Below are 14,881 nucleotides of genomic sequence, written 5' to 3'. Positions count from 1 at the left end.
TTCCCCGTGCCAGCCGAACCCGTCGCACCTCCCGCCGTCACCGAGGACGATCCGGGCGGGCGTACGGCCCGTCGGCTGGTCACGGTGCTGGCGCTCGCGGCGGTGTTGCCGGCGCTCTACCTGCCCGGCCTGGTGCACGACTTCTTCGACCTCAAGATCTACATGCGGGCGATGGACTGGTGGGCGGCCGGCAATCCGCTCTACGACTACGTTCAGCCGGACCGGGTGCAGGGCGCGCTCTACTTCACGTATCCCCCGTTCGCCGCGCTGCTGCTGCGGCCGTTCGCGCTGCTGCCGCTCGGCGCCACCATCGCGATCTTCACGGTGCTGACCGTGGTCGGCGTGGTGGTCACCACCCGCTGGCTGGTGCTGCCCCTGGTCCGGCGGCACGACCTGCCGAGGCTGTTCACCGTCACGGTCGCCGTGCTGCTGGTCCTCGCGGTGGAGAGCACCCGGGAGACAATCACCTTCGGGCAGATCAACATGCTGCTGGTGGTGCTGATCCTGAGCGACCTGCTGTTCGCCGTACCCCAGGGGCGGCGCTGGGCCGGCGTGGGCGTGGGGCTGGCGACGGCGCTCAAGCTCTTCCCCGGCATCTTCGTGCTCTACCTGCTGGCCACCCGGCGGTGGCGGGCGGCGGCGGTGGCCGCGGTGACCGCGACGCTGGCCACGCTGTTCGCGGCGGCGCTCGCGCCCCGCGACTCGTGGCGGTTCTGGACCCACGAGCTGTGGGCGACCGACCGGGTGGGCCGGACCGACTACACCGGCAACCAGTCGCTGTTCGGCCTGCTCAGCCGGATCACCGCGCCCGACAAGCCCAGCCAGCTTCCCTGGTTGCTGCTGGCGCTGCTGGTGGCCGGGTACGGGCTGTGGCGGGCCGCCCGGGCGGCAAGGGCCGGGGACGCACTGGCCGGCCTCACCCTGACCGGCCTGGTCGGTGGGCTGGTCAGCCCGATCACCTGGACCCACCACCTGTACTGGTTCATCCCGGCGATGGTGGTGCTGGTCGACGCGGCACTGGACGCCGACCGGGACACGGTGGCGGCTGCCCGCCGGCGGCGCTGGCTGCTCGTCCTCGCCGTCGGCACCGGCTTCGTGATCGTCTACGGGGTGGTCACCTTCCAGGACTGGGGAGTCGCCCCGGCGCGCACCGACAACCCCGCCGAGTTCGTCACCCGCAACGCGTACGTGCTGCTCAGCCTGCTGCTGCTGGCCCTGCTGCCGACCCGCCGGCAGGCGCCGGAGCGGGCCGGGGTCGCGGCCGAGAACGTGCACTAACTGGACAGACCTCGCGACAAGCGGCGTTCGGCGCTAATCTGGTCCCAACTACCTCAGGTTTCTCCCAGGTAGCACCGATCCCCCGGTGACGGTGGCCCTCCGCGTCGGCAGCGCGGAGGGCCACCGGCCGTACGGGGCCGGTGTCACTCGTCGACCGGTGTGGCCGGCCGGACCGGTCGGGGCGTCTCCGCGGTGGTCACCGGGGGCCACGGCCAGTCCGGGTCGACCGGCAGGTCGGCCAGGCTCTCCGGCCGGTGACTCGGCACCGGGCCGATCGCGGCGCGGGACCGCTCGGCCGGCGCCGACCCGACGCAGACCAGTTGCCGGTCGGGCAGGCTGGCCGGCTCCGACCGCTGGCCCAGCCCGCTGAGCGAGCTGACCCCCAGCCGGCCGGCCAGCACCGGAACCTGGTCGGGCTCGACGACGAAGACCACCTCGCGCGGGCGGGCCGGGCGCAGCAGCAGGACCACGGCGAGAACCACCAGCAGCGCCCCGCCGGCCAGCAGCGCCCAGGCCACCCCGGGGAACCAGCCGGCGCGCAGTTCGGCGCGCAGGTCCAGGGCCAGGTCGGGCCGTCCGTCCGGCCGCATCACCACCAGGCTCAGCGACCGGTCGGCCAGCTCGGCCGGGCTCCACTCCAGGACGCCGATCCCCTCGCGTACCCAGAAGTCCTGACCGAGCGGGACGGCGGCGGCGGTGCCGGCGGTGGCCGGGTCGAGGCGGACCGGCAGTGGCCCGCGGGCCAGCGCGACCCGGCGCACGGTGGCGTGCGGGACGTCAGCGAGCCACCGTCGCACCTGGTCGGTCGGGGCGAGGCCGAGGAAGGCCGGGCCGTCGGCGGTCCGTGCGGTGAGCCGCAGCCGGGCCTGCCCGTTCCGGGCGACCGGCGCCTCGGCGCGGAGCAGGGCGTCCACGTCGGTCACCACGACCGCCCGGGCGGGGGTGCGGACCGTCTCGAAGCGGGCGCCGAAGCCGCCGTCCGGGTCGGCGTGCCGGGCGGCGAGCCAGAGCCCGACGCCCGCCAGCAGGGCCGGAATCCCCACGGTCAACAGCAGCATGCCGGCGATCGTGCGCACGAAACGCATTCGCGTCGTCCCCCTCGGTAGCGAAGTACCCGGCCGACCTTACCGACGCCGACCGGGCAATCGCCGGATATCCACGGCAAGCACCCGATGGACCGCGGAAAGGCCGCCGGCCCGCCGGAAGATCCGACGGGCCGGCGGGGTCGGCGCGGGTCAGGACTTCGCGGTGGGCTCCCGTCGGGTACGCAGGAAGGCCAGCCCGCCGAGGATCAGGCCGGCCAGGCCGGCGACCAGACCGGCCACGCCGAACGCGGTGGCCGCGCCGGTGTCGGCGTCGTCGTCATCGTCGTCGGCGGCGGCCGCCGCCGGGGCGCTCGCGACCGGCGAGGCGGGCGCCGAGGCGGCGGTCAGGGTGAGCACCGGGGCCGGATTCTCCGGCTCCTCCGCCCCCGGCGTGGGCTCCTCGATCCAGCGGGAGACGTTGCCGTCCGAGTAGGTCTGGAGCACCTTGAACACCATCCGGTCGACCTGCGGCAGCGGGCCCATCGACACCGGGAACTCCTGAAACTCGCCCGGCTTGACCCCGCCGTTCGGGGCGGCCGTCCAGGTGAGCTTGGAGACGGCCTCGGTGAGCTGGCTGCCGTGCACCTCGATCGGCGGGTCGACCTTGCGCTTCTCCATGGTCACCGTCCAGCCGGGCACCGGCATGGTGGAGACCGAGCCGACCGGGGCGTTCTCCGGCAGGTTCACCTCCACCTTGGTGGTCGACGCCGTGTCGCTCTCGTTCGGCACCCGGAACGCGAAGCGGCCGTAGCTGCCCTGCGTGGCCTCCTTCGGGTTGACGGTGACGTGCGCCGAGGCCGGCCCGGCCAGACCGAGCACGGCCGTGGCCACGGCGGCGAGGGTGAGCGCGGCGGCGGTTGCCGGACGCCGGAGACGGATCATCTGCGGGAGCCTTCCGTTACTTGACGGGCACGGTGGCGGTCACCGTGGCCTGGTCGATGTCGGACGTGCGGACGGTGAAGCGGAGCTGCCACTGCCCCGCCGCCGGGAGGTTGATCTCGCCGAAGGCGTGGTTGTCGGTCAGCGGCAGCAGCGGGATCGTGATCGGCTCGATGCCCGCCGACGGCAGCGCGGCGGTGGCCTTCCACTCCTGCACCGGCTGGGGCCGGTTGTCCTTCGTGTACGCGTAGAGGTGCAGCGAGTTGCTGCCGGTCTCCGCCGGGTCCACCTCGACCTGGAGCGAGTAGATCGGGCTGCTCAGCGTCGCGGAGAAGTAGCCGGCCGGGCTGCCGGCCACATCGGCGGAGGCGGTCCGGGCCGGGGTGGTCTGCACCAGCGTCGCCGAGAGGCCGAGCACCACGGCGGTGATCGCCAGCTCGGCCACCACCGCCCGCCGCATCGCCCCCGGGCGGCCCGCGGCGGTGCGCCGCCGGACCAGCGCCCGCGAGTAGGCGGCCACCCCGATCACCAGCGCGAACAGCACGATCTTGGCGAGCAGCAGCTGCCCGTACGTGGTGTCGACCAGCGCCTTCGGGGTGGCCACCTCGATCAGCCCCTGCACGGTGCCGGCGAGCAGCAGCGCGGCCACCGCCAGCGTCGCCCACCGGGACCAGATCGGCAGGATCGCGTCCAGTTCCCGCTCGTCGGCCCGGCGCAGCAGGAAGACCGCGAGCATCACCAGGCCGCCCAGCCAGACGGCCATGCTGCCCAGGTGCACGGCGTCCACCACCACCGACACCGCGGGCGCGGGCGAGGCGGCCGGGTGGCCGGCGAAGGGCCAGGTGAACAGCGCCGCCCCGCCGAGGATGGCCAGGATGAGACCGTCGGTGCGGCCGACCGGCCCGGCGAAGAGCGGGCGGAGCAGGAACGCCGCCGCGGCGAGCAGGCCGAGCCGGACCAGGTGCGCGGTGCCGTACGCGCTACCCAGCACGTCGCCGAGGCCGGAGCCGGTGCCGTCGAACAGGCCCCCACCGTTGGTGTAGGGCACCTGGAGCCACAGCTCGGCGAGGGTGGCCACGGCCAGCAGGCCCAGCCCCGACCAGGCCAGGCGGGCAGGGCCGCGCCGGGACAGCCGGCGCGGCCAGAGCGCGGCCAGCACCAGCGCCGGGCCGACGAGCAGCAGCAACCCGACGTAGCCGAGGTACTTGACCACCTTGACCGCGTTCTCCACCACCGGGTTCGCCCGGGTGTCCGTGCCGGTGTCGGACGGCGGGGTGGACGGCGCGCCGACCGAGTAGGTGAACGCCCCGGAGACCGGGTGGCTGTCCGCCGAGATCACCCGGTAGCTGACCAGGTAGGTGCCGCGCGCGCCGGACGGATCGACCGGGATGCTGACCACGGCGCCCTTGAAGGTGGGCTCGCCCCGGTCGGCCCGGGAGCCGTCGGGCGCGATCACCCGGACCTTGTCGGGGACCTTGCGGACCCCCTCGCTGAAGGTGATCACCACTTCGGCGGGCGCGCTGGGCACCACGGCCGAGGCGGCCGGGCTGCTGCTCACCAGCACCGCGTGGGCGCTGGCCGGCGTGGCCGGGGCCAGCAGCAGGGCGACGAGGGTGACCAGCAGTCCGGCGAGGGCCCCCAGCCGGGCGGCCGGGCGGCGGTCGGCGACGGCCACGGGGCGGCGGCGTACGGCAGCAGTCATGACCATCATGCTTCCCGAACCGTGCGGCGTCCGGCGACCCGGCCTCATCCGCGTCCCGGCGCCGGCGCCGCGGGCAGCCGGCGCTCCGCCTCCCCATCCAGCCGCGCGGAGAGCGCCACCCGTACGTCGTCGCACGTCATGCCGGGGTAGTCGGCGGGCGGGCGGGAAAAGTTCCCGGCGTGGGCGGGACCACGGAATGGGCCGAAGGACCCTGTCCGGCACAGGTAGGCCGCGTAACCTCGTCTGTCGTGATCCCCGTCCCGCGCGACACCTTCGCCGGCCGCCCCGCGGCGGCGGCGCGCGAGGCTGCGCGGGACGCGGCGACCGACTGGGCCCTGGCCGCCCGGGACGGCGATCCGGTCGCCCAGGCCGCCTTCGTCCGGGCCACCCAGGCCGAGGTGTGGCGCTTCGCCGCCGCCCTGGTCGACCCGGACAGCGCGGACGACCTGACCCAGGAGACGTACCTGCGGGCGTTCCGGGCGCTCCCCGGCTTCGAGGGGCGGTCCACCGCCCGGACCTGGCTGCTCGGCATCGCCCGCCGGGCCTGCGCCGACCACCTGCGTACGGTGGTCCGCCGCCGGCGGCTGGACGAGCGGCTCGCCGCGCACGCCGCCACCGACCGGCCGTACCCGGACCCGGCCGGCCAGCTCGGCGCCAGCGACCTGGTCCGCCGGCTCCCCGCCGAACGGCGCTCCGCGTTCGTGCTCACCCAACTGCTCGGCCTGTCGTACGCCGAGGCCGCCGCGGTGGAGGGGGTGCCGGTGGGCACCATCCGCTCCCGCGTCGCCCGGGCCCGCGACGAGCTGGTCGAGGCCGCCGGCGACGCGATGACCGGCTGACCGTGGAACTTTCCTCGGATCCGGGACGACAAATGACCGTGACCGCACCCCGCACCCGGGCCGCCCGCCGGTCCGCCGTCCGGCCCTGGCTCGGCATCGCGGCCCGCCTCGGCCTGGCCGCCGTCTGGCTGCTCGCCGGCGCCGCGAAGGTCGACGACCTGGCCGCCTCCGGCCGGGCGGTCAACGCCTACCAGGTGATGCCGTACGACCTCGCCACGGTGATCGGCGCCGCGCTGCCCTTCGTCGAGCTGGCGCTCGGCGTGCTCCTGCTCGTCGGGCTCGCCACCCGGCTGGCCGCTGGCGTCTCCGCGGCGCTGCTGGTGGTCTTCGTCAGCGGCATCGCCTCGGCCTGGTCCCGCGGTCTGGCCATCGACTGCGGTTGCTTCGGCAGCGGCGGCCAGCTCGCCGCCGGCCAGGCCCCGAGCTACCTCCCGGAGATCCTCCGGGACCTGGGATTCCTGCTACTGGCCGGGTTCCTGCTGATCTGGCCCCGCACCCCGTTCTCGGTGGACGGCTGGCTGGCGGGCGACACCGTGGAGGTCGAGGATGAGTAGTCGCAAGGGGCGGAAGGACGCTGCCCAGGTGGTCCGCGCCCAGCTCGCCCGGGAGAAGCGGCGCACCCGCACCATCTGGACCTCCGTCGCCGCGGTGGCGGTGCTGCTGATCGCCGGGCTGATCGGCTGGTCGGTCTACCGCAGCCAGAAGTCGGAGACCTTCACCACCCCGCCCGGCGCCAATCCGCCCGGCACCGGCATCGTCCTCGGTGACGGGCCGGTCACGATCGACCTCTACGAGGACTACCTCTGCCCGGTCTGCAAGAACTTCCAGGAGACCAGCGGCCCGACCATCAACCAGTTGATCAGCGACGAGAAGGTCCGCGTGATCTTCCACCCGGTGGCCTTCCTCAACCGCTTCTCCACCACCGAATACTCCACCCGCTCCTCGGCCGCCGCCGGCTGCGCCGCCCAGGGCGGCAAGTTCAAGGAGTTCACCGACCAGCTCTTCGCCCGGCAGCCGGCCGAGGGCAGCGCCGGGCTCAGCGACGACGAGCTGATCGACATCGGCGCCGGCGTCGGGCTGAACCGGAACGACTTCGGCTCCTGCGTCCAGGACGGCAAGTACAAGGGGTGGACCGAGCACGTCACCGACGACGCCAGCAAGTCCGGCGTGACCGGCACCCCGACCATCCGGGTCAACGGCAAGAACGTCGAGGACCGCAGCCCGGAGGGGATCAGGGCGGCCGTGGAGGCGGCCGGCAAGTGATCCCCGCACCGCTGCGGCGGGCCGGGCTGGTGCTCACCGCCGCGCTCACCGCCCTGCTCGCCCTCGCCACCCCGGCCGCCGCGCACGGCGCGGACGCCCCCGACGGCACCGACTACCGGGCCGAGGTCACCGGGGTCGCCCCGGACCGGCCCGGGCTCACCGCACGGATGGTCGAGGCCGGCGCCCGGCTGGAGTTGACCAACCGCACCGGCGCCGACGTCGAGGTGCTCGGCTACTCCGGCGAGCCGTACCTGCGGATCGGGCCCGGCGGGGTGTACGAGAACAGCCGCTCCCCCGCCACGTACCTGAACCGCACCCTCGCCGGGGACACCCAGCTCCCGCCGGAGGCCGACCCGGCGGCCGCGCCGGTGTGGCGGCGGATCTCCGACGGGCCGACGGCCCGCTGGCACGACCAGCGGACGCTCTGGCTGGAGTCGGCCCCGCCGGCGCAGGTGGCCGTCGATCCGGGCCGCGAGCAGCGGGTCCGCGACTGGGTGGTGCCGCTGCGCGCCGGCACCGGAACGGTCGAGGTGCGGGGCACCCTCGACTGGGTGCCGCCGCCGGACGCGTACCCGTGGTGGGTGGCGGCCACCCTCGGTTTCCTGCTGATCGGCGCGGCCGGGCTGGTCCCGGCCGGCACCGCCACCGGCGTCCGCGCGCTGCGCGGGGTGGGCGCGCTGCTCGCCTTGGGCGGGGCGGCGACCGTGGCGCTGACCGTGGGCAAGGCCCTGGACACCGGCGCCGCCGGAGCCGGCGGGGTGCTGCTCGAACTGCTCACCGGGCAGATGTGGACGCTGCTCACCGGGCTCGGCGCGCTCGCCGCCGGCGGGTACGCGCTGGCCCGCCGCCCGGCCGCCGACTTCGCGCTGGCCCTGGCCGGCGCGTGCCTGACCCTGTTCGCCGGCGTGTCGAACCTGGCCGTCCTGTCCCGCTCGGTGGCCCCGGTCGCCGGGCCGCCCATCCTCGCCCGGGTCCTGGTCACGCTGGCCCTCGCCACCGGAGTCGGCGCCGTCGCCGCGGGGCTGCTCCGCCTGCGCACCGCCGCCCACGCCGCCCGCCCCACCCCGGCCGCCCCGCCGACGTCCCCGCGCTCGCCGATCTTGTAGTTGCGGCCCCCGATCCGCGGCTGTCGTCCCGGTCCACGAGGGCCGGAAGTGCAGGATCGGGGTCAGGAGGGGCGGGGGGCGAAGCCGTAGGGGAGTTCGAGGCGGTGTCGGGCCAGCAGTGCCTCGTCGGAGAGCAGGTCCAGGGTGGGGGCGTCGGCGGCGATGCGGCCGGCGTCCAGGATCACCGCCCGGTCGCAGAGCTCCGCCGCGTACGGCAGGTCGTGGGTGACCATGAGCAGGGTCACCGGGAGGCCGCGCAGGATCTCCGCCAGCTCCCGGCGGGCGGCCGGGTCGAGGTTAGAAGACGGCTCGTCCAGCACCAGGATCTCCGGGCGCATGGCGAGCACGGTGGCCACCGCCACCCGGCGGCGCTGCCCGAAGGAGAGGTGGTGCGGCGCCCGGTCCCGGTGCTCGCTCATCCCCACCGCGGCGAGCGCCTCGTCCACCCGGGCGGCCAGTTCCGCCCCGCGCAGCCCCAGGTTGGCCGGCCCGAACGCGACATCCTCGGCGACCGTGGGCAGGAAGAGCTGGTCGTCCGGGTCCTGGAAGACGATGCCCACCCGGCGGCGGATCTCGGCCAGGGTGTCCCGGTCCCGGCTCACCGTCAGGCCGCCCACGCTCACCGTGCCCTCGGTGGGGGTGAGGATGCCGTTGAGGTGCAGCACCAGGGTGGTCTTGCCGGCGCCGTTCGGCCCGAGCAGCGCCACCCGGTCGCCGTGCGGCACGGTCAGGTCCACCCCGTGCAGGGCGACGTGACCGTCCGGGTACGCGTACCGGACGCCGCGGACGTCCAGGGAGGGCGGCTGCTGCACGTACCCGATCATGTCAGCACGAGCGCGACGGCGGCGATGGTGGCCGCGATCGCCGGCACGGTGGCGGCGGCCGCCCACTGGCCGGCGGTGGCCGCGCCCGCGCCCTGCCAGACCGGCGGCATCCGGCCGGTGTAGCCGCGGGAGACCATGGCCAGGTAGACCCGCTCGCCACGCTCGAAGGCGCGCAGGAAGAGCGCGCCGACCCCGGCGGCGAAACCGCGGAGCTGCCAGAGGAAGCGCGGGTCGTCGCCCCGGGACACCCGGGCCACCCGCATCCGCCGGGCCTCCCCCACCAGCACGTCCAGGTAGCGCAGCATGAAGGTGGCGATCTGGGTGAGGACCTGCGGGCAGCGCAGCCGGTCCAGGCCGACGATCAGGTCCCGCGTCGTCGTGGTCGCCGCCAGCAGGAGCGACGCGAGTACGCCGAGCGTGCCCTTCGCCAGGATGTTCCACGCGCCGTGCAGCCCGTCGACGGAGAGGCTCAGCCCGGCCACCTCGACCCGCTCCCCCGTGCCGAGGAACGGCAGCGCGACCGCGAACAGCACGAACGGCAGCTCGATCAGCGCCCGGGCGAGCAGCCAGCGCGGCCCCACCCGGGCCAGCGCCGCCACGGCGGCGACCAGCAGGGCGTACCCGCCGAAGGCCCAGTAGGCCTCCCGGGGCGTGGCGACCACCGCGAGGGTGAACAGCACCATCGCGGCGATCTTCACCTCCGGGGGGAGGCGGTGCACCGGCGAGGACGACTCGCGGTACAGCACGTGCGCGTGGCCGGCGCCCATCCGCGGCTCAGCGGTTTCCGGCGGCGCGCGCCGCGCGCTCGTCGGCGGTCGGGTCACCCGTGGAGTCGGCCGGGCCGGCTGCCCGGTCGGTCGCCGGACCGCGGCGACGGGCCAGCCAGAACAGGCCGCCGCCGAGGGCGAAGGTGAGCAGCACGCCCAGCACGCCGGACAGGCCGGTGGAGAGGAAGCCGTTGCTCACCCCCCGGACGCCGTAGTCGGCGAGCGGGCTGTCGGCCAGCTCGTGGTCCTTCGCCTGCTGGGCCGGGCAGCTGCCGCCGGTGATCTCGTCATCGGCGTTCACCGTGCAGCCCTTGAGCAGCGACGAGTCGAGCCCGTCCGGGTGGGCCGAGGCGTAGTTGCTGACCACGCCGGCCAGCAGCAGGGCGACCAGCAGACCGCCGAGGACGAACGGCCAGGGACGCTTGCTCATCGGGCACCTCCGGCGACCGGGACGGCGGGAGCCGGCACGGCCGGCTTCAGGGCGCGCAGGGCGTACACCAGGTCGGGGCGGACCTTGGCGACGGTGACCACGGTGGTCGCGGTGATCAGGCCCTCGCCGACGCCGATCAGCAGGTGGACGCCGGCCATCGTGCCGGCCAGCCCGGTGAGGTTGCCGCCCAGGTCGGTGGTGCCGCCCAGCCAGTACTGGAGCACGAAGCCCTGGGACGCCACCACGACGCTGACCAGCGCGGACACGAAGGCGGTCACGGCGAGCCCGGTCGGGGTGCGCGGCAGCACCCGCAGCAGCACCGCGATCAGCAGGTACGCCGCGGCGGTGCCGAGGAGCGCCATGTTGGTGATGTTGAGGCCGAGCATGGCCACCCCGCCGTCGCCGAAGACCAGCGCCTGCACGACCAGCACGACGGCGACGCAGAGCGCGCCGACCCACGGGCCGACCAGCATCGCGGCGAGGGCGCCACCGAGCAGGTGACCGCTGACCCCCGCCGTGAAGATCGGGAAGTTGAGCATCTGCACGGCGAAGATGAACGCGGCCACCAGGCCGGCCATCGGGGCCAGCCGGTCGTCGAGGTCACGGCGGCCGCGCAGCACGCAGAAGGTGAGCACGGCCAGCGCGAGGGCCGCGAACACCGCCGCGACGGGACCGTCGATGATCCCGTTCGAGATGTGCATCGCCAGGGTTTCCACGGGCCGAGCCTATTTGCGTGAGGCCGTTGTTGCCAATCCCTTGCAACAAGCCATGGTGATCATCACCCGACGGCGCGTCGCCACCCGCGCCGAACCGGACGGCGGCGGTATCGTCAGCGCCATGACCGACCGCCTGAACCCCGGCGACCCCGCCCCCGAATTCACCCTCCCCACCGACACCGGCGGGACCCTGTCCCTGGCCGACCTGCGCGGCCGCAAGGTCATCCTGTACGCGTACCCGGCCGCCATGACGCCCGGCTGCACCAAGCAGGCGTGCGACTTCCGCGACTCGCTCGCCTCGCTCCAGGCCGCCGGCTACGAGGTGATCGGCATCTCCCCGGACAAGCCGGAGAAGCTGGCCAAGTTCCGCGACCGGGACGCCATCACCTTCCCGCTGGTGGGCGACACCGACAAGGCGGTGCTGACCGCGTACGGCGCGTTCGGCGAGAAGCAGATGTACGGCCGGACCGTCACCGGGGTGATCCGCTCGACCTTCGTCATCGACGAGGGCGGGAAGATCGAACGGGCGCTCTACAACGTCAAGGCCACCGGGCACGTCGCCAAGCTGCGCCGCGACCTCGGCCTCGACTGACTGTGAGGCTGGCGGGGTCGGTCCGCAGGTGATGGGCTGATGGTCGGCAGCAGTGGGCGTGACTCTTCGTCTGACTGGCTTCGTGCCTTTCGCGGGACTTGTCCGCCTGCTGCTGCCGGCGCCGGCCCGGCGGGAGACGTTTGGCCTGATCAGGAGCTTGACCGCCAGTTAGCGGCTGGCGTGTCTCATCACAGTCCTGCCATCTCCGCACCGGACCGGACCCTTGCGTCCCCACGGTGAGGAGAGAACGCATGTCCATGCGGCAGATCTGGTCGAGGTCGTCATCGGCGTCGACACGCACAAAGACACGCACACCGCCGCGGTGCTCGACACCCGCACCGGCGGGGTCCTCGCCAGGGCCACGGTGAACACCGACCCGGATGGCTATGCCGAGTTGGTGGCCCTGGCCGAGCAGCACTCGGGGCTGCGGGCCTGGGCGCTGGAGGGCTCCGGTGGTTACGGGGCCGGTCTGGCCCGGCACCTGGCCGACGCCGGGGAGTTGGTCGTGGAACTGGACCGGCCGGTGCGACCGGCGCGCCGAGCCGGGGCGAAGTCCGACCCGATCGACGCCGAACGCGCTGCCCGCGATGCACTCGCCCGCACCCGCCTGGCGCAGCCGAAGACCGGCCCCGAGCGGGCGGCGTTGCAGGCACGACTGACCGCCCGCCGCGCAGCCGTGGAAGCCAGCTCGGACGCCCAGCGGCAACTGCACGCGTTGGTGATCACCGCCCCCGAGGTGGTGCGGGCCCGCTTCCGCGGCCAGAGCACCCGCCTCATGCTCACCACCGCCACCCGGCTGCGCCCCACCACCAACGCCGACGTCGAGGTGTTCACCTGCCTGACCGTGTTGCGGGACCTCGCTCGCCGCGTCCGCTTCCTCGAAGCTGAAGCCACCGCACACGAGAAAGCGATCCGCGCGATCGTTCGCTCCTGGCGACCGGACCTGCTGCAGCTCACCGGCGTCGGACCGATCGTCGCCGCCACCGTGCTCACCGCCTGGTCCCACCCCGGGCGCTGCCGCAACGACGCCGCGTTCGCCATGCTCGCCGGAGCGGCCCCCATCCCCGCCTCATCCGGCAAGACCATCCGTTACCGACTCAACCGCAGCGGCGACCGCCAGCTCAACCGCGCCCTGCACACCGTCGTCCTGACCCGCCTCCAACGCGACGAACGCACCCGCGCCTACGCCGAGCGCCGCCGCGCCCAAGGCAAAACCGACCGCGAGATCAAACGCTGCCTCAAGCGTTACATCGCCCGAGACCTCTACCGACGCCTCGAAACCCCATCCCAACCACTTGACGCGGCATAGGAGCGTCCTGTCGTAGGCCGCCGTTACCGTCGGCGCGTGCCTCGCTACAAATACTCGCCGGAGCGGCTGGCGGCCGCGGCGGCGCAGGCGCGCAGCGTCACCGAGGTGATGCGGCTGCTCGGGGTACGGGTGAGCGGCGGGTCGCACGCCCACATCAGCCGGCAGTTAAACGCCTGCTCCGCCAGGCGGAAACGGGAAGCCATCCGGCTGGCATCCGACGGCGGGTGGGCGATCAGCCACGGCACGGTGTCGAACATTTCTGCGGCGGGCCGGAGTGCAGACCGTCTCGGCGCGACGCTCTAGACTCAGCGGGTCGGCGGGAGTGGCGGAACGGCAGACGCGCAGGCCTTAGGAGCCTGTGTCCGAGAGGACGTGGGGGTTCGAAACCCCCCTCCCGCACCAGCAGCAGTGTCACATGGATCACGAACCCGGGCCCATGCCGTGGCGTCTCGCGCAGGATGGCTGGCGTGAACCTGCGCTTCGTCCTGGACCCCGACCTCACCCCTGAGCTGCGCGAGCAGATCATCGCCCTCTGGGTGGACGTGACCAACGCCGGCGGCGCGGTCGGCTTCGTCGCCCCGGTGACCGAGGCCGAGGTGCGGCCCATGGCCGTGGCGACCTTCGCCGCGATCAGCGACGGGCCGGACCGGCTGCTGGTCGGCTACGAGGGGGACCGCCTCGTCGGCGTCCTGATCATCGCGGACAACCGGTTCCACCTGAAGACGCACTGGCGGGTGCTGAAGCGGGTCATGGTGCACCCGGATACGCAGGGGCGCGGCTACGGCGCGGCGCTGATGCGTGAGGCCGAGCGGATCGGCCGGGAACTGGGCCTGGCGGCGCTGCACGTGACCGTCCGGGACGGGCTGGGCCTGGGCGGGTTCTACGAGCGCCTCGGGTACCGCGAGGTCGGGCGGCTGCCCGGCGCGCTGCGGCTCGCCCCGGGCGACGACCGAGACGAGGTCTTCATGTGGCTCGACCTGGACCCCGCCACTGACTGACCCCCATCCCGCACGGGCCGCTCAGACTGCGAGCGGTCAGCCGCAGCCGGCGGATGCCGGGGCGAGGGTGGCCGGCGGGGCGGCGGCCGCGTCCACCACGGCGGGCGTGCCGGGCGGCGCGGTGACCGTCGGCGTGGCCGAGGCGTTCGGCCGAGGGCTGGGCCGGGCGGACGGCGAGCGGCTGGGCGTGGCCGACCCGGCCGCGGTGTCGCCGTACATCCGGACCGTGCTGCGCTGGACCTGGCCGGGGAGCAGCCGGATGCCGGTGGCGGTGGCGCGGTGGCCGTACACGTCGGTGACCCGGATGGTGTACGGCCCAGGGCCGGCGCCGGAGTCGATGAGCCAGTAGTTGTAGTCCTGGTGGGCGGCGGCGCGCCAGGATCCCCCCTGCCGCACCTCGACGGCGCGCAGCGGGTTGCCGTGGTCGCCGACCAGGACGGCGAACCACCACTGCGACGCACCCTCCTTGACGCGGAAGGTGAGCGGGCCGGGTAACGGTGGGTTCACCACCGCCCGGTAGCTGACCTTCACCACGCCCTGCACCGGGTCGGCGATCCGGGCGAAGGCCTCGGCGGAGAGGTCGAGGTGGCCGGGTTCGCACTCCGGGCACTGATCCATGACGAGGACCCGGACGGTGCCCTTGGGGCCGGTGACATCGAGGTGGCCGCCGCAGGACGCGCCGGCCGCGTACTCGTCGGGGCCGAGGGCGACGTAGAGGCGGTTGGCGGGTGCGGTGGGCCGCGAGCAGTTTCCGCCGGCCCCCTTCGAGTCGTAGAAGGTCGCCTTTCCGGTGTGGACGGTGCCGCCGAGCGGCGGTGCGGCGAACGCCCCGGCGGGCAGGGCGCGGGGCGGCGGGGCGGCGCAGGCGGGTGCGGCACCGCCGCGTACCGCGAGGGTCACCCCGACCACGGCGGCGAGCGCGGCGAGGCCGCCGGCGGCGAGCCCGCGGCGCGGGCCGGCCGTGGCACGGCGGCGGCCGGCCCGGGTGGGCGGGTGCTCGTCCCCGGCGGGGGTCGGGCGGCTGGGGGCGCTGCCGTCGGTCACGGCGGTCGATGCTGCCGGACCGGCGGGGCACCGGACAAGCGGACTAAGC

At 74.4% G+C, this 14,881-nt stretch carries 17 protein-coding genes and 1 tRNA gene; 9 read left to right on the top strand and 9 right to left on the bottom strand.

What is annotated here, in order from left to right:
- Nucleotides 1–6: 6 nt before the first annotated feature.
- On the top strand, nucleotides 7–1,278 hold the full coding sequence (locus AC0OLQ_RS07530; RefSeq protein WP_484530760.1) for a glycosyltransferase 87 family protein: 1,272 nt from the start codon (nucleotides 7–9) through the stop codon (nucleotides 1,276–1,278).
- A 143-nt stretch (nucleotides 1,279–1,421) separates the two neighbouring features.
- On the opposite strand, the gene AC0OLQ_RS07525 is transcribed toward AC0OLQ_RS07530, so the two are convergent.
- The 3 genes from AC0OLQ_RS07525 to AC0OLQ_RS07515 all read right to left on the bottom strand — a co-directional run bounded on the left by AC0OLQ_RS07525 (nucleotide 1,422) and on the right by AC0OLQ_RS07515 (nucleotide 4,944).
- The gene (locus tag AC0OLQ_RS07525) at nucleotides 1,422–2,363 is read right to left on the bottom strand and encodes a hypothetical protein (protein ID WP_484530759.1); all 942 of its coding nucleotides are present in this window, start codon (nucleotides 2,361–2,363) and stop codon (nucleotides 1,422–1,424) included.
- Between the two features lie 150 nt (nucleotides 2,364–2,513).
- The gene (locus tag AC0OLQ_RS07520) at nucleotides 2,514–3,245 is read right to left on the bottom strand and encodes a YcnI family copper-binding membrane protein (protein ID WP_484530758.1); all 732 of its coding nucleotides are present in this window, start codon (nucleotides 3,243–3,245) and stop codon (nucleotides 2,514–2,516) included.
- A 16-nt stretch (nucleotides 3,246–3,261) separates the two neighbouring features.
- Entirely contained in the window at nucleotides 3,262–4,944 is a 1,683-nt protein-coding gene (locus tag AC0OLQ_RS07515; RefSeq protein WP_484530757.1) for a copper resistance CopC/CopD family protein, read from the bottom strand.
- A 248-nt stretch (nucleotides 4,945–5,192) separates the two neighbouring features.
- Between AC0OLQ_RS07515 and AC0OLQ_RS07510 the strand changes: the two genes are divergently transcribed.
- The 4 genes from AC0OLQ_RS07510 to AC0OLQ_RS07495 are packed head-to-tail and all read left to right on the top strand — an operon-like array spanning nucleotide 5,193 to nucleotide 8,152.
- Nucleotides 5,193–5,783, top strand: a complete 591-nt coding sequence (locus AC0OLQ_RS07510; protein WP_357344622.1) for a sigma-70 family RNA polymerase sigma factor — start codon at nucleotides 5,193–5,195, stop codon at nucleotides 5,781–5,783.
- Between the two features lie 32 nt (nucleotides 5,784–5,815).
- Nucleotides 5,816–6,337 carry a MauE/DoxX family redox-associated membrane protein gene (locus AC0OLQ_RS07505; protein WP_484530756.1) on the top strand — a complete coding sequence of 174 codons (522 nt, stop codon included), beginning with the start codon at nucleotides 5,816–5,818 and terminating at the stop codon, nucleotides 6,335–6,337.
- The gene (locus AC0OLQ_RS07500; protein ID WP_484530755.1) at nucleotides 6,330–7,046 is read left to right on the top strand and encodes a DsbA family protein; all 717 of its coding nucleotides are present in this window, start codon (nucleotides 6,330–6,332) and stop codon (nucleotides 7,044–7,046) included. Before AC0OLQ_RS07505 ends, AC0OLQ_RS07500 begins: the two co-directional genes overlap by 8 nt.
- Nucleotides 7,043–8,152 (top strand): hypothetical protein, encoded by a 1,110-nt coding sequence (locus AC0OLQ_RS07495; protein ID WP_484530754.1) that lies wholly within the window; start codon nucleotides 7,043–7,045, stop codon nucleotides 8,150–8,152. The genes AC0OLQ_RS07500 and AC0OLQ_RS07495 overlap by 4 nt, the downstream gene beginning before the upstream one ends.
- 62 nt (nucleotides 8,153–8,214) lie before the next feature.
- On the opposite strand, the gene AC0OLQ_RS07490 is transcribed toward AC0OLQ_RS07495, so the two are convergent.
- Genes AC0OLQ_RS07490 through AC0OLQ_RS07475 form a run of 4 tightly spaced genes read right to left on the bottom strand, consistent with a single transcriptional unit; the run spans nucleotide 8,215 to nucleotide 10,889 of the window.
- Nucleotides 8,215–8,976, bottom strand: a complete 762-nt coding sequence (locus AC0OLQ_RS07490) for an energy-coupling factor ABC transporter ATP-binding protein (protein WP_484530753.1) — start codon at nucleotides 8,974–8,976, stop codon at nucleotides 8,215–8,217.
- Nucleotides 8,973–9,743 carry a cobalt ECF transporter T component CbiQ gene (cbiQ, locus tag AC0OLQ_RS07485; protein WP_484530752.1) on the bottom strand — a complete coding sequence of 257 codons (771 nt, stop codon included), beginning with the start codon at nucleotides 9,741–9,743 and terminating at the stop codon, nucleotides 8,973–8,975. The genes AC0OLQ_RS07490 and cbiQ overlap by 4 nt, the downstream gene beginning before the upstream one ends.
- A gap of 7 nt (nucleotides 9,744–9,750) precedes the next feature.
- Nucleotides 9,751–10,173, bottom strand: a complete 423-nt coding sequence (locus AC0OLQ_RS07480; protein ID WP_484530751.1) for a PDGLE domain-containing protein — start codon at nucleotides 10,171–10,173, stop codon at nucleotides 9,751–9,753.
- Nucleotides 10,170–10,889 (bottom strand): energy-coupling factor ABC transporter permease, encoded by a 720-nt coding sequence (locus AC0OLQ_RS07475; RefSeq protein ID WP_484530750.1) that lies wholly within the window; start codon nucleotides 10,887–10,889, stop codon nucleotides 10,170–10,172. Before AC0OLQ_RS07475 ends, AC0OLQ_RS07480 begins: the two co-directional genes overlap by 4 nt.
- Before the next feature lie 121 nt (nucleotides 10,890–11,010).
- Here AC0OLQ_RS07475 and bcp point away from each other — a divergent pair, with 121 nt between their 5' ends.
- Both bcp and AC0OLQ_RS07465 read left to right on the top strand, forming a co-directional pair.
- Entirely contained in the window at nucleotides 11,011–11,481 is a 471-nt protein-coding gene (gene bcp / locus AC0OLQ_RS07470; RefSeq protein WP_484530749.1) for a thioredoxin-dependent thiol peroxidase, read from the top strand.
- A gap of 223 nt (nucleotides 11,482–11,704) precedes the next feature.
- Nucleotides 11,705–12,790, top strand: a complete 1,086-nt coding sequence (locus tag AC0OLQ_RS07465) for an IS110 family RNA-guided transposase (protein WP_484530748.1) — start codon at nucleotides 11,705–11,707, stop codon at nucleotides 12,788–12,790.
- A gap of 44 nt (nucleotides 12,791–12,834) precedes the next feature.
- Here AC0OLQ_RS07465 and AC0OLQ_RS07460 read toward each other — a convergent pair whose 3' ends face one another.
- Nucleotides 12,835–13,047 (bottom strand): hypothetical protein, encoded by a 213-nt coding sequence (locus tag AC0OLQ_RS07460; protein ID WP_484530747.1) that lies wholly within the window; start codon nucleotides 13,045–13,047, stop codon nucleotides 12,835–12,837.
- A gap of 59 nt (nucleotides 13,048–13,106) precedes the next feature.
- On the opposite strand from AC0OLQ_RS07460, the gene AC0OLQ_RS07455 reads away from it, so the two are divergent.
- Together AC0OLQ_RS07455 and AC0OLQ_RS07450 are read left to right on the top strand one after the other, a co-directional pair.
- A tRNA-Leu gene (locus tag AC0OLQ_RS07455) sits at nucleotides 13,107–13,192 on the top strand.
- A 56-nt stretch (nucleotides 13,193–13,248) separates the two neighbouring features.
- Nucleotides 13,249–13,788 carry a GNAT family N-acetyltransferase gene (locus AC0OLQ_RS07450; protein WP_484530746.1) on the top strand — a complete coding sequence of 180 codons (540 nt, stop codon included), beginning with the start codon at nucleotides 13,249–13,251 and terminating at the stop codon, nucleotides 13,786–13,788.
- Between the two features lie 36 nt (nucleotides 13,789–13,824).
- Here the strand turns inward: AC0OLQ_RS07450 and AC0OLQ_RS07445 are convergent, their stop codons facing one another.
- Nucleotides 13,825–14,832, bottom strand: coding sequence for an expansin EXLX1 family cellulose-binding protein (locus AC0OLQ_RS07445; protein WP_484530745.1), 1,008 nt, complete (start codon nucleotides 14,830–14,832; stop codon nucleotides 13,825–13,827).
- Between the last annotated feature and the right edge of the window lie 49 nt (nucleotides 14,833–14,881).

Source organism: Micromonospora sp. Utrum1 (genome assembly GCF_057197805.1).
The sequence above is the reverse complement of the archived record's forward strand: the minus strand, read 5'-3'. Positions and strand labels throughout refer to the sequence as shown.

Bases quoted from the DNA above. Each gene is read 5' to 3' on its own strand.
- AC0OLQ_RS07525 (WP_484530759.1), bottom strand. From the start codon at position 2,363: ATGCGTTTCGTGCGCACGATCGCCGGCATGCTGCTGTTGACCGTGGGG.
- AC0OLQ_RS07520 (WP_484530758.1), bottom strand. From the start codon at position 3,245: ATGATCCGTCTCCGGCGTCCGGCAACCGCCGCCGCGCTCACCCTCGCC.
- AC0OLQ_RS07515 (WP_484530757.1), bottom strand. From the start codon at position 4,944: ATGACTGCTGCCGTACGCCGCCGCCCCGTGGCCGTCGCCGACCGCCGC.
- AC0OLQ_RS07505 (WP_484530756.1), top strand. From the start codon at position 5,816: ATGACCGTGACCGCACCCCGCACCCGGGCCGCCCGCCGGTCCGCCGTC.
- AC0OLQ_RS07500 (WP_484530755.1), top strand. From the start codon at position 6,330: ATGAGTAGTCGCAAGGGGCGGAAGGACGCTGCCCAGGTGGTCCGCGCC.
- AC0OLQ_RS07490 (WP_484530753.1), bottom strand. From the start codon at position 8,976: ATGATCGGGTACGTGCAGCAGCCGCCCTCCCTGGACGTCCGCGGCGTC.
- cbiQ (WP_484530752.1), bottom strand. From the start codon at position 9,743: ATGGGCGCCGGCCACGCGCACGTGCTGTACCGCGAGTCGTCCTCGCCG.
- AC0OLQ_RS07480 (WP_484530751.1), bottom strand. From the start codon at position 10,173: ATGAGCAAGCGTCCCTGGCCGTTCGTCCTCGGCGGTCTGCTGGTCGCC.
- bcp (WP_484530749.1), top strand. From the start codon at position 11,011: ATGACCGACCGCCTGAACCCCGGCGACCCCGCCCCCGAATTCACCCTC.
- AC0OLQ_RS07460 (WP_484530747.1), bottom strand. From the start codon at position 13,047: ATGTTCGACACCGTGCCGTGGCTGATCGCCCACCCGCCGTCGGATGCC.
- AC0OLQ_RS07450 (WP_484530746.1), top strand. From the start codon at position 13,249: ATGGCTGGCGTGAACCTGCGCTTCGTCCTGGACCCCGACCTCACCCCT.